The sequence below is a fragment of the Pedobacter rhizosphaerae genome (assembly GCF_900111155.1).
Classification (GTDB): domain Bacteria; phylum Bacteroidota; class Bacteroidia; order Sphingobacteriales; family Sphingobacteriaceae; genus Pedobacter; species Pedobacter rhizosphaerae.
Window position 1 is genome coordinate 79,040 of the sequence record NZ_FOGG01000011.1, and the last position, 26,182, is coordinate 105,221.

Annotated in this window: 27 protein-coding genes and 4 tRNA genes; 6 read left to right on the top strand and 25 right to left on the bottom strand. The window is 36.3% G+C overall.

Features of this window, described 5'->3' with window-relative positions:
- Window positions 1–88 precede the first annotated feature (88 nt).
- The 7 genes from BMX11_RS10920 to rpsU form a co-directional block, all read right to left on the bottom strand.
- A tRNA-Thr gene (locus tag BMX11_RS10920) sits at window positions 89–160 on the bottom strand.
- An 86-nt stretch (window positions 161–246) separates the two neighbouring features.
- Window positions 247–319, bottom strand: a tRNA-Gly gene (locus BMX11_RS10925).
- A gap of 86 nt (window positions 320–405) precedes the next feature.
- Window positions 406–488: transfer RNA gene (locus BMX11_RS10930), tRNA-Tyr, on the bottom strand.
- A gap of 38 nt (window positions 489–526) precedes the next feature.
- Window positions 527–599 (bottom strand) — tRNA-Thr (locus BMX11_RS10935).
- Between the two features lie 476 nt (window positions 600–1,075).
- Window positions 1,076–1,423 (bottom strand): ribosome hibernation-promoting factor, HPF/YfiA family, encoded by a 348-nt coding sequence (hpf, locus tag BMX11_RS10940; RefSeq protein WP_090884127.1) that lies wholly within the window; start codon window positions 1,421–1,423, stop codon window positions 1,076–1,078.
- Window positions 1,424–1,437: 14 nt separating this feature from the next.
- On the bottom strand, window positions 1,438–2,322 hold the full coding sequence (locus BMX11_RS10945; RefSeq protein ID WP_090884129.1) for a tyrosine-type recombinase/integrase: 885 nt from the start codon (window positions 2,320–2,322) through the stop codon (window positions 1,438–1,440).
- Between the two features lie 134 nt (window positions 2,323–2,456).
- Window positions 2,457–2,651, bottom strand: coding sequence for a 30S ribosomal protein S21 (gene rpsU / locus BMX11_RS10950; protein WP_086549247.1), 195 nt, complete (start codon window positions 2,649–2,651; stop codon window positions 2,457–2,459).
- 185 nt (window positions 2,652–2,836) lie between these two features.
- Between rpsU and BMX11_RS10955 the strand changes: the two genes are divergently transcribed.
- Window positions 2,837–3,220: a hypothetical protein gene (locus tag BMX11_RS10955; protein ID WP_090884131.1), complete on the top strand. Its 384-nt coding sequence runs from the start codon at window positions 2,837–2,839 to the stop codon at window positions 3,218–3,220.
- Window positions 3,221–3,451: 231 nt separating this feature from the next.
- Here the strand turns inward: BMX11_RS10955 and BMX11_RS10960 are convergent, their stop codons facing one another.
- On the bottom strand, window positions 3,452–4,606 hold the full coding sequence (locus tag BMX11_RS10960) for an acyl-CoA dehydrogenase family protein (protein WP_090884133.1): 1,155 nt from the start codon (window positions 4,604–4,606) through the stop codon (window positions 3,452–3,454).
- 199 nt (window positions 4,607–4,805) lie between these two features.
- Window positions 4,806–5,555 carry a ComEA family DNA-binding protein gene (locus BMX11_RS10965; RefSeq protein WP_139180167.1) on the bottom strand — a complete coding sequence of 250 codons (750 nt, stop codon included), beginning with the start codon at window positions 5,553–5,555 and terminating at the stop codon, window positions 4,806–4,808.
- Between the two features lie 243 nt (window positions 5,556–5,798).
- Between BMX11_RS10965 and BMX11_RS10970 the strand changes: the two genes are divergently transcribed.
- The 3 genes from BMX11_RS10970 (at window position 5,799) to BMX11_RS10980 (ending at window position 9,415) form a co-directional block, all read left to right on the top strand.
- Window positions 5,799–7,550 (top strand): lysophospholipid acyltransferase family protein, encoded by a 1,752-nt coding sequence (locus BMX11_RS10970; RefSeq protein WP_090884137.1) that lies wholly within the window; start codon window positions 5,799–5,801, stop codon window positions 7,548–7,550.
- Window positions 7,551–7,875: 325 nt separating this feature from the next.
- Window positions 7,876–9,027 carry a hypothetical protein gene (locus BMX11_RS10975; protein WP_090884139.1) on the top strand — a complete coding sequence of 384 codons (1,152 nt, stop codon included), beginning with the start codon at window positions 7,876–7,878 and terminating at the stop codon, window positions 9,025–9,027.
- Window positions 9,028–9,139: 112 nt separating this feature from the next.
- Window positions 9,140–9,415, top strand: a complete 276-nt coding sequence (locus BMX11_RS10980) for a hypothetical protein (RefSeq protein WP_090884141.1) — start codon at window positions 9,140–9,142, stop codon at window positions 9,413–9,415.
- Here BMX11_RS10980 and BMX11_RS24300 read toward each other — a convergent pair.
- Complete coding sequence (locus BMX11_RS24300) at window positions 9,412–9,564, bottom strand: FeoB-associated Cys-rich membrane protein (RefSeq protein WP_175474534.1); 153 nt, start codon at window positions 9,562–9,564, stop codon at window positions 9,412–9,414. The two genes, BMX11_RS10980 and BMX11_RS24300, sit on opposite strands and share 4 nt — an antisense overlap.
- Window positions 9,565–9,709: 145 nt before the next feature.
- Between BMX11_RS24300 and BMX11_RS10985 the strand changes: the two genes are divergently transcribed.
- Complete coding sequence (locus BMX11_RS10985) at window positions 9,710–10,003, top strand: hypothetical protein (protein WP_090884143.1); 294 nt, start codon at window positions 9,710–9,712, stop codon at window positions 10,001–10,003.
- A gap of 201 nt (window positions 10,004–10,204) precedes the next feature.
- Here the strand turns inward: BMX11_RS10985 and BMX11_RS10990 are convergent, their stop codons facing one another.
- The 15 genes from BMX11_RS10990 to rpsT all read right to left on the bottom strand — a co-directional run bounded on the left by BMX11_RS10990 (window position 10,205) and on the right by rpsT (window position 25,290).
- On the bottom strand, window positions 10,205–10,492 hold the full coding sequence (locus BMX11_RS10990) for a hypothetical protein (protein WP_090884145.1): 288 nt from the start codon (window positions 10,490–10,492) through the stop codon (window positions 10,205–10,207).
- 153 nt (window positions 10,493–10,645) lie between these two features.
- Window positions 10,646–12,007 (bottom strand): hypothetical protein, encoded by a 1,362-nt coding sequence (locus tag BMX11_RS10995; protein WP_090884148.1) that lies wholly within the window; start codon window positions 12,005–12,007, stop codon window positions 10,646–10,648.
- An 86-nt stretch (window positions 12,008–12,093) separates the two neighbouring features.
- Entirely contained in the window at window positions 12,094–14,901 is a 2,808-nt protein-coding gene (locus tag BMX11_RS11000; protein WP_090884150.1) for a TonB-dependent receptor, read from the bottom strand.
- 111 nt (window positions 14,902–15,012) lie between these two features.
- The gene (locus BMX11_RS11005; protein WP_090884152.1) at window positions 15,013–15,531 is read right to left on the bottom strand and encodes an Mpo1 family 2-hydroxy fatty acid dioxygenase; all 519 of its coding nucleotides are present in this window, start codon (window positions 15,529–15,531) and stop codon (window positions 15,013–15,015) included.
- 149 nt (window positions 15,532–15,680) lie between these two features.
- Window positions 15,681–17,252: a ribonuclease Y gene (gene rny, locus BMX11_RS11010; RefSeq protein ID WP_090884154.1), complete on the bottom strand. Its 1,572-nt coding sequence runs from the start codon at window positions 17,250–17,252 to the stop codon at window positions 15,681–15,683.
- 268 nt (window positions 17,253–17,520) lie between these two features.
- Window positions 17,521–17,811, bottom strand: coding sequence for a cell division protein ZapA (locus BMX11_RS11015; RefSeq protein ID WP_090884156.1), 291 nt, complete (start codon window positions 17,809–17,811; stop codon window positions 17,521–17,523).
- Window positions 17,812–17,845: 34 nt separating this feature from the next.
- Complete coding sequence (locus BMX11_RS11020) at window positions 17,846–18,136, bottom strand: hypothetical protein (RefSeq protein ID WP_090884158.1); 291 nt, start codon at window positions 18,134–18,136, stop codon at window positions 17,846–17,848.
- A 31-nt stretch (window positions 18,137–18,167) separates the two neighbouring features.
- Window positions 18,168–20,567: a phenylalanine--tRNA ligase subunit beta gene (gene pheT / locus BMX11_RS11025; protein WP_090884160.1), complete on the bottom strand. Its 2,400-nt coding sequence runs from the start codon at window positions 20,565–20,567 to the stop codon at window positions 18,168–18,170.
- Window positions 20,568–20,784: 217 nt separating this feature from the next.
- Window positions 20,785–20,979: a hypothetical protein gene (locus BMX11_RS11030; RefSeq protein ID WP_090884162.1), complete on the bottom strand. Its 195-nt coding sequence runs from the start codon at window positions 20,977–20,979 to the stop codon at window positions 20,785–20,787.
- Between the two features lie 18 nt (window positions 20,980–20,997).
- Window positions 20,998–21,183 carry a hypothetical protein gene (locus BMX11_RS11035; RefSeq protein ID WP_090884164.1) on the bottom strand — a complete coding sequence of 62 codons (186 nt, stop codon included), beginning with the start codon at window positions 21,181–21,183 and terminating at the stop codon, window positions 20,998–21,000.
- Window position 21,184: 1 nt separating this feature from the next.
- A complete protein-coding gene (locus tag BMX11_RS11040; RefSeq protein ID WP_090884166.1) occupies window positions 21,185–22,579 on the bottom strand; it encodes a radical SAM protein in 1,395 nt (464 codons plus the stop codon).
- Window positions 22,572–23,345: a prolipoprotein diacylglyceryl transferase gene (locus BMX11_RS11045; protein WP_090884168.1), complete on the bottom strand. Its 774-nt coding sequence runs from the start codon at window positions 23,343–23,345 to the stop codon at window positions 22,572–22,574. The genes BMX11_RS11040 and BMX11_RS11045 overlap by 8 nt, the downstream gene beginning before the upstream one ends.
- Before the next feature lie 4 nt (window positions 23,346–23,349).
- On the bottom strand, window positions 23,350–24,189 hold the full coding sequence (locus BMX11_RS11050) for an endonuclease/exonuclease/phosphatase family protein (RefSeq protein WP_090884170.1): 840 nt from the start codon (window positions 24,187–24,189) through the stop codon (window positions 23,350–23,352).
- A 78-nt stretch (window positions 24,190–24,267) separates the two neighbouring features.
- Window positions 24,268–24,966 (bottom strand): RadC family protein, encoded by a 699-nt coding sequence (radC, locus tag BMX11_RS11055; RefSeq protein ID WP_090884172.1) that lies wholly within the window; start codon window positions 24,964–24,966, stop codon window positions 24,268–24,270.
- 69 nt (window positions 24,967–25,035) lie between these two features.
- Window positions 25,036–25,290 carry a 30S ribosomal protein S20 gene (rpsT, locus tag BMX11_RS11060; protein WP_090884174.1) on the bottom strand — a complete coding sequence of 85 codons (255 nt, stop codon included), beginning with the start codon at window positions 25,288–25,290 and terminating at the stop codon, window positions 25,036–25,038.
- A 241-nt stretch (window positions 25,291–25,531) separates the two neighbouring features.
- On the opposite strand from rpsT, the gene purN reads away from it, so the two are divergent.
- Entirely contained in the window at window positions 25,532–26,110 is a 579-nt protein-coding gene (gene purN / locus BMX11_RS11065) for a phosphoribosylglycinamide formyltransferase (protein WP_090884176.1), read from the top strand.
- Window positions 26,111–26,182 lie beyond the last annotated feature (72 nt).

Consider the following 26,182-nt stretch of genomic DNA (forward strand, 5'->3'; position numbering starts at 1 on the left):
AATTTTATTTATTGTTTTGATACAATGTAACGCAAAAAACCTTGTCCACTCTGCACCTAAAACAGACTTAACAAAGTTTTTTCTTTTGAGCCAAAGATGGGACTTGAACCCACGACCTCTTCCTTACCAAGGAAGTGCTCTACCGCTGAGCTACTTCGGCTTTTTACTAGCTCACTAGTTCAAGGGTCATTCGTTCACTAAGGCTAACCATGAACCGATGAACAAACTTACTAATGAACATCTAAGAGCGGAAGACGAGGTTCGAACTCGCGACCTATAGCTTGGAAGGCTATCGCTCTACCAACTGAGCTACTTCCGCTTTCTAAAATTAGAGTTTGATAAAATGAAAGAATGAGAGAAATATTCTTTCATTAAAACATTTGGTCATTCTTTCATTTTAAAGTGTGGGGAGAGAAGGATTCGAACCTTCGAAGTCTTACGACAACAGAGTTACAGTCTGTCCCATTTGGCCGCTCTGGTATCTCCCCAACTTTATCTTAAAATGTTAACACTTTAAAATAAAAAGAGCCTCCTATCGGAATCGAACCAATGACCTACTGATTACAAGTCAGTTGCTCTACCAGCTGAGCTAAGGAGGCTTTAAATTTTGTGCAATGATACGAAAAAACTTCTTTTTTCCTATTATTAACGTGTTTTTTTAAAACTTTTATCTTTTCATAGAACTAACCTTTTCTTCTTGGCGTAACGCCCTTTCCGAAAGGGAATGCAAATATACACACTTATATTTCACTTCAAAATTATTTTTAAAAAAAAATAGAGAAGATATACCTCAAGTCGATATCAAACCAAGTTCTTTAACGAATATTATCTTCATAATCAGCCGCTTTGCTAGCGCTAAAAAATTGAATAATTTTTTCATTTTTTTTCAGAATATTTTGCAATTCCCCGGTTCAGCTTCTCAGTTCTCAGTTTTAAGACTCGAACATTTATTAAAAAAAATATTTTTTAGTGGCTTTTTCACCTCTGTCCTCTCCTATTTCAGCAAAATTTATTCAAAAAAAACGGCAGCACAATAATAAATCGTGCTGCCGCTTACTTTATTTTTTTCTATTTCTTAGTAATCTGAAGCTTCGCTCTCGCTTAAAATTGCCTTATGCTCGCTTAATTTAGCTCTCGTTTTGTCTTTATGTTTTGTAATTTGCTTCCTTAATGATTCGATGGCCAGGTCGGTGGCCTCTTCAAATGACTTACATTGTTCTTTAGCGAAAAGGGTTCCTCCAGGTACAATCAGTTTAATCTCACTGATTTTATTGGCCTCATCCTCTACGTTCTCTAACTTTAAATACACTTCACCGCTGATGATTTGATCAAAAAACTGATCGAGCTTGTTCGCCCTCTTTTGTATAAAATCTAACAACTTACTGTCTGCATTGAAGTGGATTGATTGAACTCCGATTTTCATTTTTCCTCCTTTTTTTATGCCTTTGGATGGGCTTGTTTATAAATTGTTTTTAATCTTTCGATCGAATTGTGTGTGTAAACCTGGGTGGCCGCTAAACTGGAATGGCCTAAAAGTTCCTTAATGGCATTTAAATCAGCCCCTGCATTAAGTAATGAGGTCGCATAACTGTGGCGTAATACATGGGGACTTTTTTTCTCATGTGTAGATACAAATTTTAAATGCTCAGTAACTGCGCGATATATCAGTTTAGGATATGCGGCAGCTCCTGTATTTGTAACGATTAATATAGGTAAATTGTTATTAAAATTCTGCAACTTTTTTAACTCAATGTATTTATTTACCTGATTTATAAGCTGTTTATTTATTGGAACTACCCTTTCCTTGTTCCGCTTGCCCAATACCTTTATAGTATTAGCATAAATATCAATATCTGTTTCTTTAATTTGGAGTAATTCTGCTAACCGTAACCCTGCCCCGAAGAGCAACTCAATAATTAAATGATCCCTTATGGAAGAAAAATTGGTCTGAAAATACTCTTCAGAATCTAAAAGATGATCCATTTTTTGCGCATCAACAAATACAGGCAAATGCTTCGCTACTTTGGGTGCTTTAATTAAGGCCGAAGGATCCTGAACAATTCTATCTTCTCTAAGCAAGAATTTATAGAAGCTTCTTAAGGTAGAGATCTTACGGTTTATGGTCTGGGTAGATTTGTCATTCTCCATCAAGTCAACCATGTAGCTGCGTAAATGGGTATGCTTAACTTCTAAAAAATCTAATTCGAATGTTTTTTGGATATACTCCCTAAACTGACTTAAATCTGTTTGATAGGAAGTGATGGTATGCTGAGAATAACGCTTCTCGTGGGATAAATATGTGATAAAACTCTTTAGCAACATTCAAAATCGATTACACCGGCTTATATATGAAGTTACAAATAGTTTTGGTATTAAGAAATAGTTAAAAAATAATAAGCAAAAAAAATGCCTTTAAGAAAAATCTTAAAGGCACCTTAATTTTATATCGTATACAACTATGCAGTTGTATCTTGATTCATATTTTGAATATAAACAGCATGTTTAATTTCAGTACGACGAGCTACAGATTTCTTCTCGTATGCCTGACGGCTACGAAGTTCTCTTAAAACTCCAGTTTTTTCGAATTTCTTCTTGAAACGTTTAAGGGCTTTATCTAATGATTCGCCGTCTTTAATGTTGATAATAATCATAACGCTGAAATACCTCCTCTCGTGGTTTTTAAATTTCCCCTTCTATTCGGGGATGCAAATGTAAGTATTTTATTGAGAATGAGAAAGAGTTAAGAAGAAAAAATTATCTTATATATAAAAAAGATTTCTTTTTTGTTGTAAAGTTATAATGTACAGTTGTTACATTTATATATAAGATAAAAACTATGACAACAGGCAAAAAAGTAATCGCTATTCTTTCCACAGTACTTTTAATTATCCTTGCAATAATTTGTTATTACCGCTACTTCTTTGTTTTTGGTGAAGGTGTTAAAGCAGGAGAACTCAATTATGTGGTTAAAAAAGGTTACGTCTTTAAAACTTATGAAGGCAAACTCATTCAAAGTGGAATAAAATCACGACAAACGGGCACCTTGCAAAGCAATGAATTTGAATTCTCCATTGCCAATAAAGCCATAGCAGATCAAATGATGAATAACAGTGGTAAATTTTATGAACTACATTATAAGGAATACAAAAATTCACTTCCCTGGAGAGGATTTAGCGTCTATGTGGTAGATAGCATATTAACCACTCGGGATATTCAGTAGCGACGGGCATTAGTCATTAGTCATTAGTCATTAGTCATTAGTCATTAGTCATTAGTCATTAGTGAGAACAAGGCATAGGATAACCGGTTTAAGAAAGACAAAAAAAATCCGGAGGTATTTCAACCCACCGGATTCCTCATAATATATTTGGTTTGTTAATAAGGTTAAAGGCATATGATATGAGCTTTAGGATAACAGCCATTTGCCTTTACCCTTAAACTACCTACCACTCTACCCTTGTAATATTTCTCTCGCAATAACGATCTTCTGAATTTCTGATGTCCCCTCACCTATGGTACAGAGTTTACTATCTCTGTAAAATTTCTCTACCGGAAAATCCTTCGTATATCCATATCCTCCAAAAATCTGTACAGCATCTGTAGCTACTCTAACTGCAACTTCTGAAGAAAAATATTTTGCCATAGCTGATTGTTTGGTAACTGGCTGATGTCGGTTCTTTAAATCGCTCGCCTGGCGAATCAATAATTCTGCCGCTTCAATTTCAGTAGCCATATCGGCCAGCTTAAAGCTAATGGCCTGGTAACTCGAAATTGGCTTCCCGAATTGCTGACGTTGTTTAGAATAGGCAACTGCGGCATCGTAAGCTCCTTTTGCAATTCCTAAACCTAATGCGGCAATAGAAATACGCCCTCCATCTAACACCTTCATGGCCTGTTTAAACCCCTCTCCTACATTACCTAATAAATTAGCTTTAGGAACCCTACAGTTATCAAATATCATTTCTGTAGTTTCAGAAGCCCTCATACCTAATTTATTTTCTTTCTTGCCAGCGGCAAAACCCGGTGTTCCCCTTTCTACCACAATTGCCGAAATTCCTTTCGAACTCCCCTGTTCTCCTGTTCTAACCATTACCACTGCTATATCGCCACTTTTACCGTGTGTAATCCAGTTTTTAGAACCATTAATAATATAATCATCGCCATCTTCAACAGCAGTCGTCATCATTCGTAATGCATCCGACCCCGTATTGGCCTCTGTTAATCCCCATGCACCTATCCATTCTGCAGACGCCAGTTTAGGTAACCATTTTTGCTTTTGCTCTTCATTTGCAAAAGCCAGAATATGGCCAGTACAGAGTGAATTGTGTGCAGCTAAAGACAAACCAATAGAACCACATACTCTGGCAACCTCTACAATTACATCTACATATTCATGGTAGCCTAAACCTGAGCCACCATATTCTTCAGGAACCAATACCCCCATCAGCCCCAACTCTCCTAATTGTTTAAACAAGGGGATTGGAAAGTGTTGCGCCTCATCCCATTCCATCACGTTTGGTCTAATGTGTTTCTCCGCAAAATCGCGAACCATATCTCTCACGCTTTGTTGGGTTTCTGTTTCCGAAAAATTAAAGCTTACGCTCATATATTATAGCTTTGGTTTCGACAATTATAATCAATTATTTGATAGTTAGTTACCATTAAATATTAGGCAAAACCTAGAATGAAATGGTATTTAGTATAATTACTGAACCTGTTAATTTTAAAGCTTGATAAAAAGATTGAAAGGTATTTATTTTTTTTAGTAAATATTTTTTTAGTCTCCTGAGAAAAAGTTGAATTTGCTACTTGAAAGAAATATAAGGTAATATTTTTTCAATGAGCTCGGGGTTTAGGATCACTATTTTTCTTAAATCCTCCTTACTCGTATAATCCCCATGTTGTTTTCTATATTGCAATATCGCATTGATCTGTTTATAGGAAAGGTATGGATTCGTTCTTAATTCATTAAAAGTAGCTGTATTGATATTTACCGTGTTTAAATCAATTTTAGAAAGAATCAGCTGATCTTTAATCTCCGCATATTTTGCAGAATCCAGACCATAAACTTCTAACAGTTGTTCCTTTTTGTAAAAGCCGCCCAATCGTTCGCGGTATTTTAAGATCCGTTTTGCGAACGCAGGTCCTATTCCTTTCACAGCATCCAATTGAACAGAATCTGCACGATTAATATCTACAATTACAGAAACCTTCTTTGCAAACTCCTTCCTTTCGAACACCAAACTCTTATGCGAATTACCCTTATCTGCTATTTTTACATAAGGTAAAAGCTTGATATACATATCTGGAGAAATGGTATACATTTTTTTAAGATCTTCAGGCTGATAAAACCTCCCACCTTTACTGGTATAATTTACAATTGATTTGGCCTGTTTAGGAGAAAGTCCCAATGTTTCCCAACCTGACTGTGGGAGCGTATTCGGATCAAAACTGAAGAGCCGGGCCTCCTTCTTAGCCTCAAGATCTAATATGTCTTCTCTTACCGAAGCGTATCTATCTTGTTCTGTAATGCTAATTCTTTTAATCTCAGCCATAAGATTAGGGCTGTCTATTTCTACCGGTTTAATATATACATATATAATAGGTATGCTTTTCAATACAATAATAATAAAGACCAAAAACAACAATCCATTGAATTCTCCTTTACTAAAACCAAAGTATTTATTGAGCCAAGTTCTCACATGCAATTTTTAAGATACCTTATTATAAATATAAATCTTATTTTTGGGATTGCGAAACGGAGCGGTTTCGTTGCAACAACCTAACGAATTATTTATATGAAGATCATTACTACCTCAGAATTTGCTAAGGCGACGAAGATTGATAAGCTTGGAGTACCCGGATTAGCAGGTTTGTTGATGGAGATTATGAAATTGAACGACATCAATGATGTTTTCGCTCAAAATCAACACTTTAAAGGTTTAGAGTTTGTAGATAAAATATTAGAAACCATTGGCGTTTCGATCGAATTTGATGAGGATGATTTAAATTCCATTCCTAAAACAGGTCCATTTATTGCCATAGCCAACCATCCTTACGGTGGCGTTGAAGGCTTAGCATTGGTTAAGCTTTTATGTACCGTAAGACCAGATGCTAAGGTTATGGTTAACTTTATATTACAGAAAATCCCTAACCTCAATGAATTCTTTGTTGCGGTTAACCCTTTCGAAAATGTACAGCATTCTTCTAGTATAAGCGGTTTAAAAACAACCTTTGATTTATTAAGAAATGGTGTCCCTATCGGGATTTTCCCAGCGGGAGAAGTTTCAACCTTTAAAATAGATGCCCAACAGGTTACTGACAGGATGTGGCATCCCGTGGTAGGAAAGTTAATTGCCAAAGCAAAAGTTCCGGTTGTGCCGATCTATTTCCATGGCAACAATGGTGTTTTCTTTAATATATTGAGTTTTATTCACCCTACTTTACGTACAGCGAAATTGCCTTCGGAGTTTTTGAATAAACACGGCCGTACCATTAAAGTGAGGGTCGGAAAAGCCATCACTGTTTCTGAGATTTCGGCAATGAGTGGCGGGAATAAACTCATGGACTATTTGCGTGCACGTACTTACGCATTGGGTGTGGGCTTAGATACAGAGAAAAAACTCTTCAACCCTTTAAAACTCTTCAAAATCAAGAAAAAACCCGCAGAAATTATTGAAGAAACCTCCAGGACTTTAATTAAAAACGAAGTTCAGGATTTAGAGGATTTCCGTGTATGGACCGAAAAAAATTATGAAGTCTACATCGTACCTACGCTAAAAATCCCAAATGTATTAAGGGAGATTGGCCGATTGCGGGAAATTACCTTCCGTGAAGTTGGCGAAGGCACCAATAAAAAAATCGACCTCGACAATTACGACATATATTATAACCACCTTTTTATTTGGGATAAAGATTTAGAAAATATTGTTGGTGCATACCGCATAGGAAAGGGCGATGAAATTTTAGAGAGCATGGGGCGTCGTGGCTTTTATCTTTCAGAATTATTTAAAATGAAAGATCAGTTCTACCCGATGTTAAAACAAGGAATTGAATTAGGTCGTTCATGGATCAGAAAGGAATATCAGGGCAAACCCTTACCACTATTCTTGTTATGGAAAGGTATTCTTAAGTATCTTCTGGATAATCCACAGTACCGTTATATGTTTGGTCCGGTAAGTATCAGCAATAACTTTTCTAAATTTAGCAAAGCCTTAATTGTGGATTACATTACTAAAAACCATTTCGATTATGAAATGGCCAAATATGTTAAACCCCGCAACAAATTCAAAGCTGATTTATTACCCATTGCAACAGATGCTTTGGTAGACAGCAGTGAATCATTCAAAGATTTAGACAGTATCATCGGCGATATTGAAAATACACATATTAAAATTCCAGTGCTGTTGAGACAATACATGAACTTAAATGCTAAGATCATATCGTTTAATATCGACCCTAAGTTCTCAGATTGTTTGGATGGTTTCTTGGTGGTAGACACCCATAATATTCCACCAGAAATGCTGGAAAAGCTTGGAAAGAATTTATAATTAAAACAAAAAAACCTCAGACATCCATCTGAGGTTTTTTATTATCAACTAACCTAAACTTTATAAATACTAACCAAATATTTATACCGCAAAAGTAAGTCTACCACATTAAGGATATATTAAGCCTAGGTTACGATTTAACAGACAAAGTTCCTTTAAAAATAGTCGAATATTAAGAAAATGTTAACCAACTACTTAAACCTTGACATAAAGAAATTGTTGCTTTTATGTTAATAATAAGTAAATTTAATATAACCAAATATCGTGCGGTTTGAAAAGTAGGATGCTTAAATATTATATCACAATTATTTCCTTCATTTGTTTGATGGCAATACCTGCTATTAAAGCGAATGGACAGAACTACTCTTTTGATTTTTATGATGGCACATTTAATTTCAGTGCCGACGAAACCTTTGTTATTCAAGTTTCGAAAACCGCAAACTATACTGATGTAGCTGAGTTTTACACTAAAATAAGTAAAAGCAAAGATACAGCACTCATTACTGCGCTTCAGAGGTATCGCAATCAATACCATTTAAATGATTGGATTTATTATCAACTGATTCGGAAAGCGGCAGAGCAGATTAGTCCGAAGGCAGAGAACTATTTCCGTTACACCCTATACAAATGGTATTTATTAAACAAGTGTGGTTATGATGCCAGAATTGCGGTTGGCAATGATCAGATCGTATTTTACGTGCGTAACGAGGAGGATATCAGCGATATTCCATTTTTCATGATTGATAATAAGAAGTACAGCTGCTTAAACTATCATGATTACGGAAAGCTCTTTAAACAATCAGTTTATTTGCCGGTAAAAATATCCATCCCCGAAGGAAAAAATGCCTTCTCTTATAAGGTAACCAAGATGCCTGATTTTAAACCTGAAGATTATCAGGTAAAAGATATCGCCTTTAACTACAAGCAAAAAACATATCACTTTCAACTCAAAGTTAATGATGATGTTCAAACCTTATTTAAAAATTATCCGGTAGTTGATTTCGAGAGCTATTTTAACATACCCTTGAGCAGAGAAACCTATAGTTCACTGATTCCTATTTTGAGAGAAAACTTAAAAAAGATGGATCAAAAAAAGGGTGTTGACTATTTAATGCGGTTTACGCGATATGCATTCCTTTATGAAGACGATGGACAAAACTTCGGAAAAGAAAAAAGGTTGTCTCCAGAACAAACCCTATTAAATAAGTACAGTGATTGTGATGATCGGGCAGCCTTATTTTTCTACCTGGTAAAGGAGATTTACAATTTGCCCATGATTGCTGTGCTCTACCCTACCCACCTCACCATGGCTGTACAGTTTGATAAGCCCTTAGGAAATTTCATTGTCTACAATGGTAATAAATATTCATTCTGCGAACCTACCCCCCAAACAGAAGATCTAAAGATCGGACAATTACCGCATAATCTTAAAAACATCAAGTTTGAAATTGTATACGCCTATGAACCCCGGCGCTAATAAACCCAACCCAATGTTAAGTTAACTTTAACAAAACATTATCTTACTGATAACAAGTTATATCTCGCCCTATTTAAAGTATTTTTGTGTTTAAATAAACTAAAACAAAAGTATGCCTGCCACTATCTATTCTATTATCAAAGAGTTTTATGCTGAAATTCATGGCCATCCTGTTAAGGCTAGAATTATCTCGCCTATACAAGATGAAAATACCTTTACCTTCCAGGTTAGTTCTTATTTTAAGAAAAATAGTGATAGCGAGGCCAATGTACCTGCATCAACATTTACTTCTTATGCGAATGCAGAAAGGCACCTATTCGGCTATTTGGAAGCCTTTCAAAACACTATAGATTTAGGTGGAGATGTTGCACCTGGTGTTAATTTCTAAAGGTTTTCTTTATCATCCTTCTCTGGAGGTAGTTCTGATTGAATAGACTCCTCCTCAAATTCCTTTTTATCCTTCTGATTCTTTCTGATCAGGTAGCCTATTAGCAATACAATCAATACCGCTACACCTATCAATATTGGGTAATTCATAGTTCTATTTTTAAGATTGATCACTGCTTATACCCAAGATAGTTTAAAATTATTATATGTTAAGTATCACTTACTTAGTTAACATAATCATAATATTAATTTAATATCTCAATCGGCTATCTTTGGGAAAACCCAGAGGTAGTTAATGAAAAAGAACAAATCCAAGTCGAAAAATCATTCGGCAAGCAAAAAAGAACGTAAAGAATTAGAATCAAAATTAGCAGTTGCATTTAACGAAGTGGTTAGTACCTACGGCAAAGCTAAAAAGGCAGATAAATTGATTGAGAAATTTGCTAAACAACTCTCCAAAAAAATAAGCATTCCCGCGCAACAAGCTGCAAATACTCCTGTTGCAGAAGCGGTAATTCCTTTGGCAACTATTGAGGAAATTGCTAAACCTAAGGCTAAAAAGCAAGCCCCTGTTAAGAAAGATAGTTAATTTTAACAATTGAATTAGCGTAATTTTATCGGTATTAATGAGATAATATCACAAAAAAGGTGTCCATAAAATAGACACCTTTTTATTTCTTTTATTTTTTACCGCAGAGGCCGCTAAGAGGAAGGCACCAAGCATGCAGAGTTGATATATATATATATTACGATGAAGATATGAAGAACTCCAAACTTTAGTTTAATACAATTATTTTAATTGGCTTTGTTTATAAGCATATACTAGATCTGTTTTACTAATCTGATCTTTTCCTCGCCAGGTAAATTGCTCTGTAGTTTCATTATACCCGATGGATTCTACTGGTATCCCACCAGTTTTGGACATAAATTCTTTCAGTGTATTAATACTAACACTATCTTTAATTTCTGTCGTTGAGTTGGGTGTAATAACCTCATCTTTTTTACAGCTATCTAGAGTTGTTGATAACACAACTGCAACTATTGCAATTTTGATTACGCTTGTTTTTAGATTTTTCATAATAACAATTATAGCATACTTAGATTAAGGTAATTTTATCACTATGTTATCAGCAAAATCAAAAAACATATTTTCGATATAGCAACCTATAACAAAAAGAGCCAGAATTTCTTCTGGCTCTTTTTTATTATATTTTTCTACTGCAACTTAAAACTAGTAAACATTAGTTTTAGGTGTCCAGCTAGCCCAACCGGTTGTCCAGTTTGTAGCACCAAAAGCTCCTTTGTAAGTTACTTTATCAAAGAAAGCATCTGTTTGAGCGCCAGTAAATGCAGCACCAGTAAGTGCGATTGAACCTGTAGCAGGCAATAAATTAGGAGCAGTTAGGTTGAATGCGCTAGTTAAACCAGCAGCGGCAGCAGAAGTGATGCTTACAGTACCAGATGCAGTTGCTTTAGCTTCGATTGCAGCAACAGAAGCGCCAGCAACAGTTACGTCAGATCCTAATTTGGAAGGGGCTGTTAAAGCATAAACAATATTATTATTGAATTGTGAAGTACCATCAATAAATGAATTGTATGTACCATTAGATTCTAACGACAAACCTCCTTTTGGATGACCTAACATGATAGAGTTATTCAAGATAAAGGCCGTATTTCTTCTCCATCTGTTAGCAAAGTTATGGTTAGCAGCAGTGTTAGCAGCTCCATTAGGACCTAAGATAGTAAAGTTAGAAAGATTAGGTTTTGTTCTTGGAGTAGCATCAGAACCAGTTGAGTTGTTATCACACTCGATACCGTTACCAGCATCACCACCATCAACGAAAGCAGGATCTCTTAATGACATAGCAAACTGAATTTTACCGCTATATCCATTATCAAAATCGAAGTCATCATCAGCAGTTGCATAAGCGATTAAGTATTTTGCGTTTACAGTACCACCAAAGAATTCATAAGCGTCATCATTACCATAAGCAACCATGATGTGATCAATTGTAGTACCAGAACCCACACCACCTAGTGTTAAACCATTAATTTCTGAGTTTGGTTCTGCAGCAATACCAGCGAATTCGATACGAATATATCTTAAGATTCCAGAATTATCGTTATCAACAGTACCACCATATTGTTTACCAACTCCGCCTTCAATAGTTGGGTTAGTTGCATTCACGGTAGCTTTACCTAAAATGATAATTCCACCCCAATCACCAGGAGCTCTTTCAGCAGGAACTTTTCCTGATGTAAAAACAATTGGTTGAGTAGCGCTTCCTTCTGCCATTAACTTAGCACCTCTCTCAATAATTAGAGCTCCTTTGTTAGCTACGCTAGATTTAATAACTGTTCCTGGCTCGATAGTTAAGGTAGAACCTTCTTCAAAATATGTATAACCAGATAATGTGATTGTTCCTTTACGAACCACAACGTTTTGACCAGACTTGTAAGTTCCTGAGAGCGTCCCGCCATTTGCAATTTCTACCTGACCAGTACCTGTTTCAGTTCCATTGTTACCTTTTTTACATGCTGTAAAAGAAAAGGCAATAAGTGCTAGTGCAACAAATGAGTTTTTAATTTTCATGTTTGTTATTTTTTTCAAAATTATATTTACAATGTTAGGAGTCGATTAACCTAAGGTTAAGTTTTACCAGTGTTTATGTTAAGTTATTATTTAGCGAATGAAAAATTATAGCTAAAGCTTAGTGTGAAATTACTTCCGAAACGTGATGATATATACTGTTTATCAACATTGCTGTCAAAACTTGTCTTATCATCCATGTTTAAATAAAAGATACTTTTCTGGTTAAAAATATCGCCAGCGTTAAGCTTTAACTCTGCCTTGTTTTTAAGCAATTTTTTACTGATCTGGAAATCCACAACATCTCTGGAGTTCTCCCAAATACTTGGAATTAGTGTATTACCTACAAAAGCAATTCTTTGACCTACACGATTATAAAGCGCGGTTAATGTAATTCCTGTAGGAACATTTGAATATTGTAAACCTGCATTAATCAAATAAGGCGATTGTCCTTGTAATGGGCGTGCAGGCAAGCCAATGCTATTAAGTTTTACTTCTGATTTGATATAACTTAAATTAGCAAAGAAAGTCAGGTCTTTAAAGAACTCAGCATCACTGATAAAATCAAATTTCTTTCTTACATCAAGCTCGGCACCAAACGAATATGCTTTTGAAACATTAGTATAATTAACCTGACGACGCTCCGGTGTTCCGCCTTCATCAAGTGTTTGCTCAATAGCATTATTAAAATCCTTATAGAAAACAGAGAATGTTATCGCCTCACCAGCTTCAGGATAAATTTCATAACGCAAATCACCGTTATTGATTGTACCACGTTTCAGCATCGGATTACCTAACGTTGAAGTTTGACTAACAAAATCATAGAATGTAAAAGGAGCTAACTCTCTTAATTCTGGTCTTGATACCGTTCTTGAACCTGATATCCTGAAATTACTTTTATCATTGATAGAGTAAGTGTAATTAACGGATGGCAGCACATCAAAGAAAGTCTGATCAAAGCTTCTAGCAGTACCGCTTAAATCGGTATAATCAATGTTTTGAAAATAGTGTTCTACCCTTGCACCCCAAGTCAATCTAGATTTCTCACCAATGTGATTATCAAGCATTACATAACCTGCATTTAACATCGTTTGTGCCTGATAAGAATCTGTATTGCTGGTAAAGTCGTTTAAGTAGAAGCCTCCGTTGGTAGAAATATTGTTTTGTGAGAAGATCGTTTCCTTTGGCATAGATAGGATACTTTCGTCAAAACTAGCTGATCCCGAAGAATTGTATAGATAATTGAAGATTCTAGCATTGAAATCTCTGGTTTTATACATACTTAAGAAACCTGACTTAAACGTGCTTTTCTTTTTGAATAAAGTAAACGGCAAGGTATAGTTTGCCAATGCAGAATAATTATCCTCTTTCATATCAGCGAAGAAGCGACGGCTATTTCTATCGACTAAAGAATAAGTAGAAGAGTTGCTTCCGCCAACCTGACGATAGTAGATTGAACGAAGATCTGGCTGATCACGGCTGATATTTGAATAACTTAAATTCCAGTTGATTTTTTGATCTGCCTTACCAAATTGATGTTCACCCTCCAATTGGGTATTATAGATGGTTTTCCGAGTTTGGTCTGAGTTATTAAAACGCAGATTTGCATCAATGTTCGTATTGAAACCTGTTCTTTGTGTGTATATATCTTCAAGAACATTATTTAATAGATTCTTGAAACCAAACTTGTTCTTACCTTTTTTATAGGTAACATTTGCTAATACCCCTACACTAGTATTAAAAATATTTTGAGTATCATTATAGTCATAGTAAACATCCTTAAAACCATTTTGATAGTCATTTCTTTCAACGGGATTAATATTTTGAGAGTTCCTGTAAGATAATGAAATCACACTACCCAAAGAACCACCATTTTCGAAATCCTTACGATTTCCCCAGGTAATCTGGTGATTTTGTGAAGGTAATGCTGTATATACTCTTTCTGCGTATGGATTAGGCAAAAGTTTAGAAAAATTAGCTTTTTGCTGAGCAGGCAGAGGATTATAATCTTGAAAAGATTTCGGGAAGTTTGAAGGAAATTTACGATCACCATCAACAAGACCCAAATAATTGATTCCACTTCTTTCATTTGAAACAAAATCTTTAAAGGTAGATTGAGTGTTGTATCCCCAGCTTGTAGAAAGGCTTAAGTAACTCTGATCTGGTACATCTTTAGTAATCACCTGGATAATACCTCCGGCGAAATCACCTGGCAGATCAGGAGAAGCTGTTTTATAAACGATCAAGTTATCGATAAGGTTAGCAGGGATAATGTCGAAAGAAAACGCTTTTTTATCCGGCTCAGTCGATGGAAGTAAAGAGTTGTTTAACATAGATGTATTGTATCTATCTGCCAAACCCCTGATAACAACAAATTTGTTATTCTGAATACTAGCCCCACTAACTCTTTTTAAAACCTCAGAGGTATTTCTATCTGGAGACTTTTGGATAATTTCTGCTGAAATACCACTTGAAATACTGATACTATTCTTTTGTTGTGCATATAAAGCATTGATACTTTCCTTTTTGAAAGATCCTTTAATTACAACTTCTGATAAGTTTTGTGAATTAGATTCTTCTAAAATTACATTTAATGTGGTGATTTTACCATTGGTTACTTCAACATCACTAATTTCCTTGCCTGTATAACCAACGTACTGATAAACCAGCGCATATTTACCTGTAGCAACGCCTGCTATGGTATACTTACCATCGACATCTGTAGCCATACCTTTTGTGGTACCTTTAATTTTAACGGTTACCCCGATTAAAGTTTCGCCAGTTTTCTTATCCGTTACTGTACCTGAAATTTTACCTGTTTGCGCATAGGATACTATGCCGAGAAATAAAATCAGAACTGTTAGTGCCGATTTTTTAAGAATTGTGATTGAGTTCAATTTGCCTGTATTTAATTTTAGGCAAAGCTATTACCACAATGTTAGCTGTATGTTAGATGTTAATTAAGATTTGTTTAGCTAAAGGTTAACTTAATGTTACCAAGTCAAAGATTAATAACGAATTCCTACTTTCTTGCAAATGAAGTGCAATAACCATATAGGACCTATTAACAAAAACTTAATGTCGTCTAAAAATGATGGTTTCTTTCCTTCAATTTTATGACCGATAAATTGACCGATCCAGGAGAGTACAAATATGATTAAGCAAACCAGCCATACCGATGGTCCGCCAGCTGCTTCCCAATATTCGAGTTGAACAATCCCATAACTCATGATCCCAACTACCCAAATCATTAAAAAAAACAGTACTGGCGAGAGGCTGAAATAATAATATAAACTGAAGGCCAACAAAAATGAAGCCCAGTTAAAGTAGCCATTGTAGCTTCCCAGGAAATTCAAATGTGGAAAGGGAATTTGCCAAACCAATCCGAGTAAACTAAAAACAATTAAGGGCACACAAATCCAGTGAAATAATTTATTGGTTGGGTTTTGATGGCTTTCTGCATATTTATCAAAAAGGACGTCTACCGGGCGCTTCTCTTCTACTGTTTTCATACTGGGTTTGCTCATTTACGGTAAAATTAACAAAAGCAAAGCATATTACATGGATTGTAGTGGCTAAATCTTGTTTTCTTTAGTATTGATCATGCTCCTGTAGCTAAAATAAAAAAGCGATGGGGTTAACCATCGCTTTCATTTATTCTAAATAAGTAACTTGCCTATTTTGCAAAGGCTACAGAACGTGTTTCTCTAATTACTGTAACCTTGATCTGACCAGGATAAGTCATTTCGGTTTGAATACGGGTAGAGATATCTGCTGCTAATAATTCTGCTTGAGCATCAGTTACGCGTTCGCTTTCTACTACTACACGAAGCTCTCTTCCTGCCTGAATAGCGAATGTTTTCTCTACTCCCGGGTAAGAAAGCGCCAGTTCTTCTAAATCCTTTAAACGCTTGATATAACTTTCTACTACCTCTCTACGTGCACCAGGGCGCGCGCCAGAAATGGCATCACAAGCTTGTACAATTGGAGAAATTAATGAGGTCATTTCGATTTCATCATGGTGCGCTCCAATAGCGTTACAAACTTCAGGATGCTCCTTATATTTCTCTGCCAGCTGCATACCTAAGATAGCGTGTGGCAATTCAGGATTATCGTCAGGAACTTTACCAATATCGTGTAGTAAACCTGCACGTTTGGCTAACTTTGCATTTAAACCTAACTCTGCAGCCATAGTAGCACAGAAATTGGCTACTTCACGAGAGTGATGTAATAAGTTCTGACCATAAGATGAACGGTAACGCATACGGCCAACCATACGGATGAGTTCCGGATGCAAACCATGAATACCTAAATCGATAACGGTACGTTCACCGATTTCGATAATCTCATCTTCAATTTGTTTCTTTGTTTTGGCAACAATCTCTTCAATTCTGGCCGGGTGGATACGTCCATCGGTAACCAAACGGTGTAAGGCTAAACGCGCAATTTCTCTTCTTACCGGATCGAAACCAGATAGGATGATGGCTTCAGGCGTATCATCAACGATAATTTCGATACCTGTAGCCGCTTCTAAAGCCCTGATGTTTCTACCTTCTCTACCAATTACACGACCTTTGATTTCATCGCTTTCAATATGAAAGATAGATACTGAGTTTTCAATAGCAGCCTCTGTAGCTGTACGTTGAATGGTTTGAATAACCACCTTCTTAGCCTCTTTACTTGCAGTAAGCTTAGCTTCATCAACAATGTCCTTAACCTGCATCATCGCCTGCGTACGGGCCTCTTGCTTCAGGTTTTCTACCAACTGATCTTTAGCTTCTTCGGCCGATAAGCCAGCGATACTTTCTAATTGTTTAAGGTGTTGGTTTTTCAATACCTCTACCTCATCCTGTTTCTTTAGAGCCAGATCGGTTTGCTTTTCTAAATTAGCTTTAACCTTATCTAATTCCTGCTCCTTTTTATGTAAATTCTCAGTACGTTGATTTACCGATTGTTCTTTTTGTTTGATGGTATTGTCACGTTGATTAATGCTGTTGTTTTTTGCATTAACTTCTTGTTCGTGTTCTGCTTTTAATTGTAAAAATTTCTCTTTTGCTTCTAAAAGTTTATTCTTTTTTAAGATTTCAGCATTGTTTTCTGCATCTTTTAAAATCTTCTTCACTTTGTTTTGAGCTGCAATTTCCTGTTGTTTTAACAGGTTGCGAAGCAGGAATCTCCCCACCACTATTCCGATACCCAGGCCTGCTATTAAGGCAAATATGTATCCTAATATTTCAACTGTTTCCATTTTGTTTTTTAAGTAAAAAAAAACCGCATCTAATTTTTTAAAGTCTCATCATTTTAAACCTCAACTAAGCATAATTAGGATTTAAGCCATTTTCAGATGTAAAACAAATGAAATCCGCCCTCTTAACCCTATAGATATTGAAGTGTTAAGTTTTATAAATTTTGAAACTCAAAAACTAGCTGCGGCTATATTTTTGTGCTAATATATTGAAGTGTTATCCTGCTAAATTTAATCTGCCTTGATAAAACTTCGAAAGAACGTACCTTTTTTATTTCTTAAAGAAATCGTTTAATAAACCATCCAACTCTTCTACTTTATCAGCAACTGCAGTATCCTGGCTTTGCACCTTATTCTCTGTTCTTAAAACAGCCGTTGCATAATGCAGCACAGCCATTGAAAGCAGATCTTGCTTATCTCTAACCGCATAATTTTCCTGATAGTCTTTTATGCGCTCATTGATCATTTTTGCTGCCCGTCTCACAATCTCTTCCTCTTCCATATTTACCTTTAAAGGGTAAATGCGGTCGGAAATGGTTATCTTAATCGAGATTTCTCCCATTGTTTAGCTTAGTTTCGATTTTCCACACTACTTATTATTTCTTCAGCAGTGCGATACTTTTATCTATCTCCCGCACAAAATCGTTAATTTTTTGTTTAATGTCAAGCGATTTTTCGCTTGTACCTTCAATACTCTTAGCCAATTTGGTAACCCTGAGTTTTTCCTCAAGATCTGCATTTTTAACTTTCGATGTATCAAACGCCACCTTTAACGATTGATTTTCAAGCTTTAATAAATCATTTTCTTCCTGCAACGCATTACACAACTCTATTAACTGAGCCGTTTTATGTAGTACCTTATCTAATTGATCTGCAACAGAAGTCATGAATTTATTTCTAAAAATACGAATTAATATTTTATTTCCTAATTTCTGCGCCTGCTTGTTGGGTTAAATTCGCCATCAATTTCTGCATGGTGCTTTCAATCTGCTTATCAGTAAGGGTTTGCTCTTCATCTTGAAGAATAAAATTTAAAGCATAAGATTTTTTACCTTCCGGCAGCTTGTCTCCTTCGTATACATCGAACACACCAACTTCCTTAATCAGCTTTTTATCTGTTTTAAAGGCAATGCTCTTTAATGATTCGAAGGTAACATCTTTATCAATCAGTAGTGATAAATCTCTTCTTACCTGAGGGTATTTAGACACTTCCTTATTGACGATTTTATTCTTCCTTACAATATCCAACAAACCAGCCCAATCGAAATCGGCATAAAAAACTTCTGCATTCACATCAGCCAATTTTCTATCGGCTTTGCTTGCCGCTCCAAAACTCACTAACGTTTTATCTCCTCTGAAATATTTAATGCCGTAAGCAAAATTCTCGTCGTTTAAAACATCTGTTTGGTAAGCTGAAATACCTAAACGAGAGATAATGGCATCTACCGCAGCCTTTAAATTGTAAAAAGTTACCGGTTTAGTGCTTTGGTTCCATTGCTCGTTTTGTTTTGCACCAGATATCAATAATAATAAGCGTGGACGTTCAACGTACTTCTCGTTTATTAAGTGATAGGTTTTTCCAAATTCGTAAAACTTAACATCAGCATTTTTACGGTTCTGGTTATACACCACGCTTTCTAAAGCGGGCATTAATAAGCTTTGACGCATTACATTTAAATCGCTGCTTAAAGGATTTAAAATGAATACTGCTTCATCCAGATTCTTAGAATAAGCTGATTTGGTTAATGAATTGCACCAGATTTCTGCATAGCCATTGGCTGCAAGCATATCTGCAATTACATTTTGTGTATTCTCTTTATCAGGTCTGTTCGTATAAGATAACGAAGCATTCACCTTTGTTGGAATTTCGATATTGTTATATCCGTAAATACGCAATACTTCCTCCGTAATATCACACTCACGGGTTACATCAACTTTATAAGAAGGTACTCTTAATGCTAAAGTATCCAGAGAGGTATTCGTAGCGGAAATCCCTAAAGCGGTAATAATATGTTTAATTTCAGTTGATGGAATATTTGCTCCGATTAACTTATTGATATTGGCAAAGCTCACCTCAAACTCAAATGGTTTAATGTGGCTTGGGTAAATATCCGATATAGATGAAGAAATTTCGCCACCTGCAAGTTCCTTAATTAAAATAGCTGCATATTTTAAAGCGGTAACCGTAATTTCCGGATCTGTTCCACGCTCGAAGCGGAAAGAAGCATCAGTTTTTAACCCATGTCTTTTAGCCGTTTTACGTACTGAAACGGAATTAAAATAAGCACTTTCTAAGAATACATTTTTAGTTTCTGCATCTACTCCAGAGCTTTTACCTCCAAAAACACCAGCAATACACATCGGTGCTTCTGCGTTACAGATCATTAAATCTTCTGCGCTCAGCTTACGCTCTACATCATCAAGTGTTACAAAAGGAGTTCCTTCGGCTACCTTCTTAACAATCACCTTCCCACCGCTGATTTTATCGGCATCAAAGGCATGCAATGGCTGCCCCAATCCATGCAATACATAGTTGGTAATATCTACTATATTATTAATCGGACGTAATCCAATTACTTTCAATTTATCTTTTAACCACTCTGGTGATTCTTTAACGGTAACTCCAGAAACCGTTATGCTGCTGTAACGTGGACAAGCATCAAGATCTTCAACGGTTACCGGGATAACCAGATTCTCATTTTCGACCTGGAAGGATGCCAAATCAGGCATTTCATATTCACTCCTGAAATAGGCGGCTAGATCTCTGGCCACACCTAAGTGAGAAGCAGCATCTGCCCTATTTGGGGTCAATCCGATTTCAAAAACAAAATCATCCTCCATTTGGAAGTATTCTTTGGCCGGTATACCAATCTCCACATCAGAAGGGAGTACCATAATTCCATCATGAGATTTACCCAAACCAATTTCATCTTCCGCACAGATCATCCCTTTAGAAACTTCGCCTCTAATTTTTGATTCTTTTATTTTGAAGGGTTCTCCTTCTAAGGGATATACAGTTGTACCTACAGTAGCCACCACAACCTTTTGGCCTGCAGCTACATTGGGTGCACCACAAACAATCTGCAGGTTTTCTGGCCCACCAACACTCACAGTCGTTACGCTTAAACGATCAGCATTTGGATGTTGAACACGGGTTAATACTTCGCCAATAACCAAACCTTCTAATCCACCAACCACAGGCTGTACCTTTTCTACGCTTTCTACCTCTAAGCCTATATTAGTCAAAATCAGGGAGAGTTCCTGAGGGGTTTTGTCTATTTGAACGAATTGTTTTAACCAGTTATATGATATTTTCATTTGTTGAAAAGTATGACGTATTGAGTAATGAGTACCGAGATTTTATTGCGCATCGACCTACACTTTATGCAATACCGTTAAATAATGCGCAAAGATAATATTAATGCCGAAAGGTTTAAAGTAAACGTTCTACAAAAGGTGATTAATAATTGAAATATGACGCGGTTTTTGCCTCATTAAGAAAAGAGCCTTATTTATATGCTGTAAATATTTAAGGTTAGTGCATTCCTCCCAGGTTAGAAAGCATAAGCGCACAGGCTCCTGCACCAATTACGAACAATATTACAGATGCAATAACCATTTTAAGTCCTGTTTTAATGGGTTCGCTCTTTGAAGCCTTAACAATCATGGTAATGATTCCAACAATAAACAAACCCACTACAGCGATCCAGTAAAGTATAAATAGTTCCATCCTCAGTTTATTTAAATATTAACCATTTGACAATAAGGCTACGCATGCCCCAAAACCAACAATTACCAAAATAACCGAAGCAATAAGCATTTGAACACCAAGTTTCACAGGCTCATTTCGTGACGACTTAACGATAATGGTGATAATCCCCCCGATAAATAGCCCAATAATGGCCAATGCATAGAAAATTAAAAGCACAATCATATTAGTTAAGGTTTAATTTCTCTCTAATTGCATCAATTTTGTTGTCACGATAAAAAATATTCATGGTTTCAAAAGGAACCAGCTTATATTTATCGCTTACAATATGAACGCATGATTTCTTTACCGCCCTGACATCAAAATCCAGGGGATCCATGAAGTTCATGATAATGATCCTAAACAGGTTATCATAACTCAGGCTGTCTGATTTTACCCTTGGCAAGCAACACATTAATTCTCCAAAAGTATCTTCCGCACAATCTACCGAAACTCCGGTACTGAATAAGTTGAGCATATGTTCCTTGAGCTTCTCGTCGTGTTCGAACACAATGGTATTTTTAGAATTGTTCAATAAATCCTCGGGATTAATTAAATGGGTCATCGGAAATACCTCATCTCCTATTTTCAAGGCATAAGCCATACACAATGCGTCTGGGTTACAAGGCACGGGTATTAAATCTTGCGGAGTAAAAACCGGCGATTGTTCGTAAATCTTCCTTCTTACCTCTGTTAGGGTTATTCGTCCTTGCTGGTCGTTATAATCATCGTTCCTGCCAGCCACCTGCGTAGGTTGGAAAGTTACTCCCCGTACACATTTTTGTTTCAAGGCATAATCTAAAATATTGCCAATTTCTCCATCATTTAGCCCTTTTTGAAGCGTAACAACAAGGGTTGTAGAGATGTTAAACTGATTAAGATGGTCAATGGCTTTTCGCCTCACGGCAGTTAAATCTTCTCCCCTCATCTTGGTTAGCACTTCAGCACTGAAACTATCGAACTGTAAATAAATCTCAAAGTCGGGCATGTAACTGGCAAGCTTTTCTACAAAGTGAATATCTTTGGCTATCCTTATTCCATTGGTGTTCACCATGAGGTGTTTGATTGGCTTTGTTTTCGCTAAATCCAATATCTTAAAAAATTCCGGATGAACTGTTGGCTCGCCCCCAGAGAGCTGCACCACATCGGGTTCACCCTCATTGGCTACCACAATATCCATCATTCGTTCGATCTCTTCTAACGTTCGGTGCCTGCCGTAGTTGGGTGAAGACATGGCATAGCAAGTGGGACAAGCCAGGTTGCAACGATCGGTAACTTCTATAACCGTTAAGCAGGAATGTTGCTCATGATCGGTACAAAGACCACAATCGTAGGGGCAACCATAATGGGTTTTGGTATTAAATTTTAGCGGAATTTCCGATTGCTTATTGTAATTCCGGATCTGTTTATAATATTCAACATCATCGGCAATCATCACTTTACTTGCCCCATGAGTTCTGCATTGCTTCAACATAAACACCTTAGCATCCTGAAAAACAATTTTTGCATCGCAGAGTTGCAAACATTCGGGACAGAGACTTTTGGTGTAATCGTAATAGATATAATCTCTCGTATTAGCCATGTTTCAAAATTTTAGGGTAAAAAGTAGTTCTGACAATCCGAAGAATGAATTTATAATAATACAGAAAAATAAATAAACCCGACCAATGTATACTGCTTAAATTTAGAAATAGGGGTTGATAAGGTTTCAAAAATTCAATCCAGAAACGGAACATAAAATACAAAACCATAAAGAGTTTAAACCGATCTCCATTGATTAGCGGCACTCGTTTTATGGAAATAAATAATAAGGAAAGGATAATTAGAAAAATCATTTCGTACAGCATTATCGGGTGTCTACGAATACCATCGCCAAGATCCATACCCATAAAAAAAGAAGTGTGAATACCATAAGTTGGTTCATCGATACCCATAGAAAAGCAACCAATTCTACCAATAAATAAGGCTATGATAATAGGAAAAACGTAAATATCACCCGAAGCAACCGTAACACCGATCATCTTTTTCATCAACTCTACCCCGAATAGTCCACCGAATAATCCCCCAACAATGGTTTTGCTTTGGTAAAGCATTAAAAAACTAAGCTGATTTAAGTTTTCTGGTGTTTCCAATATGGCTATAACCCGAGATCCTATCAGGGCTCCGAGCATGGCACCAAGCATAATCCAAAGGCGGTGCTCATCTGAAATGAGATCAACTATTCCCTTCTTCAAATAATAATAAACCCTTATACCAATGATAAAGGCGAGTGTTTCGAACAAATAGTGGTAGTGAAAAGATTGACCAAAAAGTTCGAACTTAAAAGGAAAGAGATGGGCTGAGTTCAACTGATTACTTGATATAAAGCCTTACAAAAACTGGCAGATGATCAGAAAAATAACGTTTGTCTTTACTATCTGTTAACACCGCAAATTTCTGAACCTGGAATTTTTGATTCACAAAAACGTAATCGATCCTGTTTTTCAGGTCGCTGTTGAAATCGAAAGCATTGAAAGTACCTTCTGGCCCGTATGGTGCTTCAATGGAAACAGCTTTGGCATCAGAGAGAAAGGATTTGATTGTAGCAATGGCTTCAGTTTCTGGTGTTACATTTAAATCGCCGGTAAATATTACAGGAAGGTTCGGTGCTATTTGCTGAATTTTCTGTTTAAGCAATTTAGCCGATTCGATTCTGGCTTGTACGCCAATATGATCATAGTGGGTATTAAAAATGATAAACTCCTTCTTATTTATTTTATCGTAAAGCTTTACCCAGCTACACACCCTATTTAAGGCCGCATCCCATCCTTTCGAAGGCACATCGGGTGTTTGAGAAAGCCAAAAGGTTCCTCCATCCTTCTTAGTGAATCGGTCCTTATCGAAATAAACAGCAGAAAACTCTCCCTTACGCTTACCATCTTCTCGTCCAACACCCACTACATCAAAGTTTGAATTTTCCAATAAGGCATCAAATTGTTCTGGCAGCGCCTCTTGTACGCATAGAATATCTGCGTCGTGAAATTTAACCAACGCTTTAACATTGTCTTTGCGATTGGGCCAGGCATTAACACCATCAGAAGCTACATTTAGCCTAATATTATAAGTGATTACATTAATTGGTGCCGCCTTTTTCTGAGCAAAAGCAAACAGGCTCAGGAATAAGAAAAGGATAGATAATTTTGCTGCGTTCATTACATGTTTCGTTTGATGCGATAATACGGATTTCCCATTAAATCTGTGTAAACATCACATAATTGAGACAAGCAACTATCAGATCCGTTCCTGATCCCGGTAACTATAGTAGCTATTATGCCCGAATATCAGATGATCAGCGATTAAAAGATTGAGCATTTGTCCGGATGCAACCAATGATCGGGTAATCCTATCATCACTCTCACTGGGATTTAAATTACCTGAAGGATGATTATGAGCTACAACAATGCTTGCCGCATTATGTTCTAAAGCGACTTTAAAAATCATTTTGGGATCAGCAATTGTTCCTGCCTGCCCACCTTTACTGATGAGGTGCTTACCCATAATGTGATTGGAGCGATCGAGTAAAAGCACCCAGAACTCTTCGTGGTTAAGATCGGAGAAAGTATTTTGCAGGTATAAATATGCGTCTCTGGAAGCCACTACTTTAACCCTTTCTTCCGTTGGGGTTTCCTTACGCCTTAATCCTAATTCTAAACCCGCAACAATGGCTAAAGCCTTAGCCTCGCCAATCCCCTTAAATTTAGATAAATCCTGGATGGATGCCTTCCCCAGCCTGGCGAGATTGTTTTCGTAGAAAAGCAGAATCCTTTTACTCAGATCAACAGCAGTTTCTGTTTTATTACCAGAGCCAATTAGGATTGCGATTAACTCTGCATCTGTTAAATGCCTTCGGCCATGCTGTAAAAGTTTTTCCCGAGGGCGGTCTTCCTCTGCCCAAAGCTTAATGCCTAATTTCTGATCGTAGTTTGCCATTTTTTACAAAATAAAAAGGCATCCCAACTTTTGGTTGGGATGCCTTTACTAATATCGTAAAAAGTTAGCTTATTTTAAACCGTTAACAAATTTCGTTAATTTTGATTTATTGTTAGCTGCTTTGTTTTTATGAATAACGTTCTTTTTAGCTAAACGATCTAACATAGAAATTACTTTAGGCAATAACTCTGAAGCAGAATTTTTATCTTCAGCTGCACGTAACCTTTTGATGAAAGTACGAGTAGTTTTTGCCTGATACCTGTTACGTAAACGTTTTGTAGCGTTTGCTCTAATTCTTTTTAATGAAGATTTATGATTTGCCATTTTTATTAGCCTTTATTTTTCTTTTAATCGTTTCCTATAATTCGGGTTGCAAATATAGGAGTAATGTTTTTAATTTACAAAACACTTTTAACTTTTTTTCAAGAAAAAATAAAAGCGCTTAAGAAGCCGCTAAAATACAGTTTAATTATGGCATAAGTAAACTGGTCATAATTTAATAAAAACGGATTTTGTATTACAACTAAAACATTAAAATACTATTTTTGGGAAAAACGATTTTTGAGTGAAAAAACGAATAGCCATTTTCGCTTCCGGCTCTGGGTCTAATGCCCAAAAGCTTATGGAGCATTTTAAAAGAAGTAACGAAATCGAAATCTCTTTGGTTTTAACTAATAATGCAGAAGCTTATGTATTGCAAAGAGCCGACAACTTCGAAATTCCGAGCCACATTTTTGATAAGCACGAATTCTACAAAACAGATGAGGTTATTGATTTACTTAAAAATTTAGATATTGACTTTATTGTACTTGCAGGCTTCCTTTGGCTGGTACCTCAAAATTTGATTCAGGCTTATCCAGGCCGTATTGTTAACATCCATCCTGCTATCCTTCCCAAGTTTGGCGGCAAAGGCATGTATGGAGATCATGTTCATAATGCTGTAATTGCTGCCGGCGAACCCGAGGGAGGAATCACCATCCATTATGTTGATGAAAACTATGATGAGGGAGAATACATTTACCAGGCGCGGTACAAGATTGATAAATCTGACAATCTAGAAATGGTTAAGTTTAAAGGACAACAATTAGAACACCTGCACTACCCTCGCATTGTAGAAACTTTAGTCAAAAAAATAAAGAAATAAGACTGTTAATACTCAATATTTGAGGCGATTACACAGTATCTTAGCACAATAACGGCCTATCAATATTTAAAA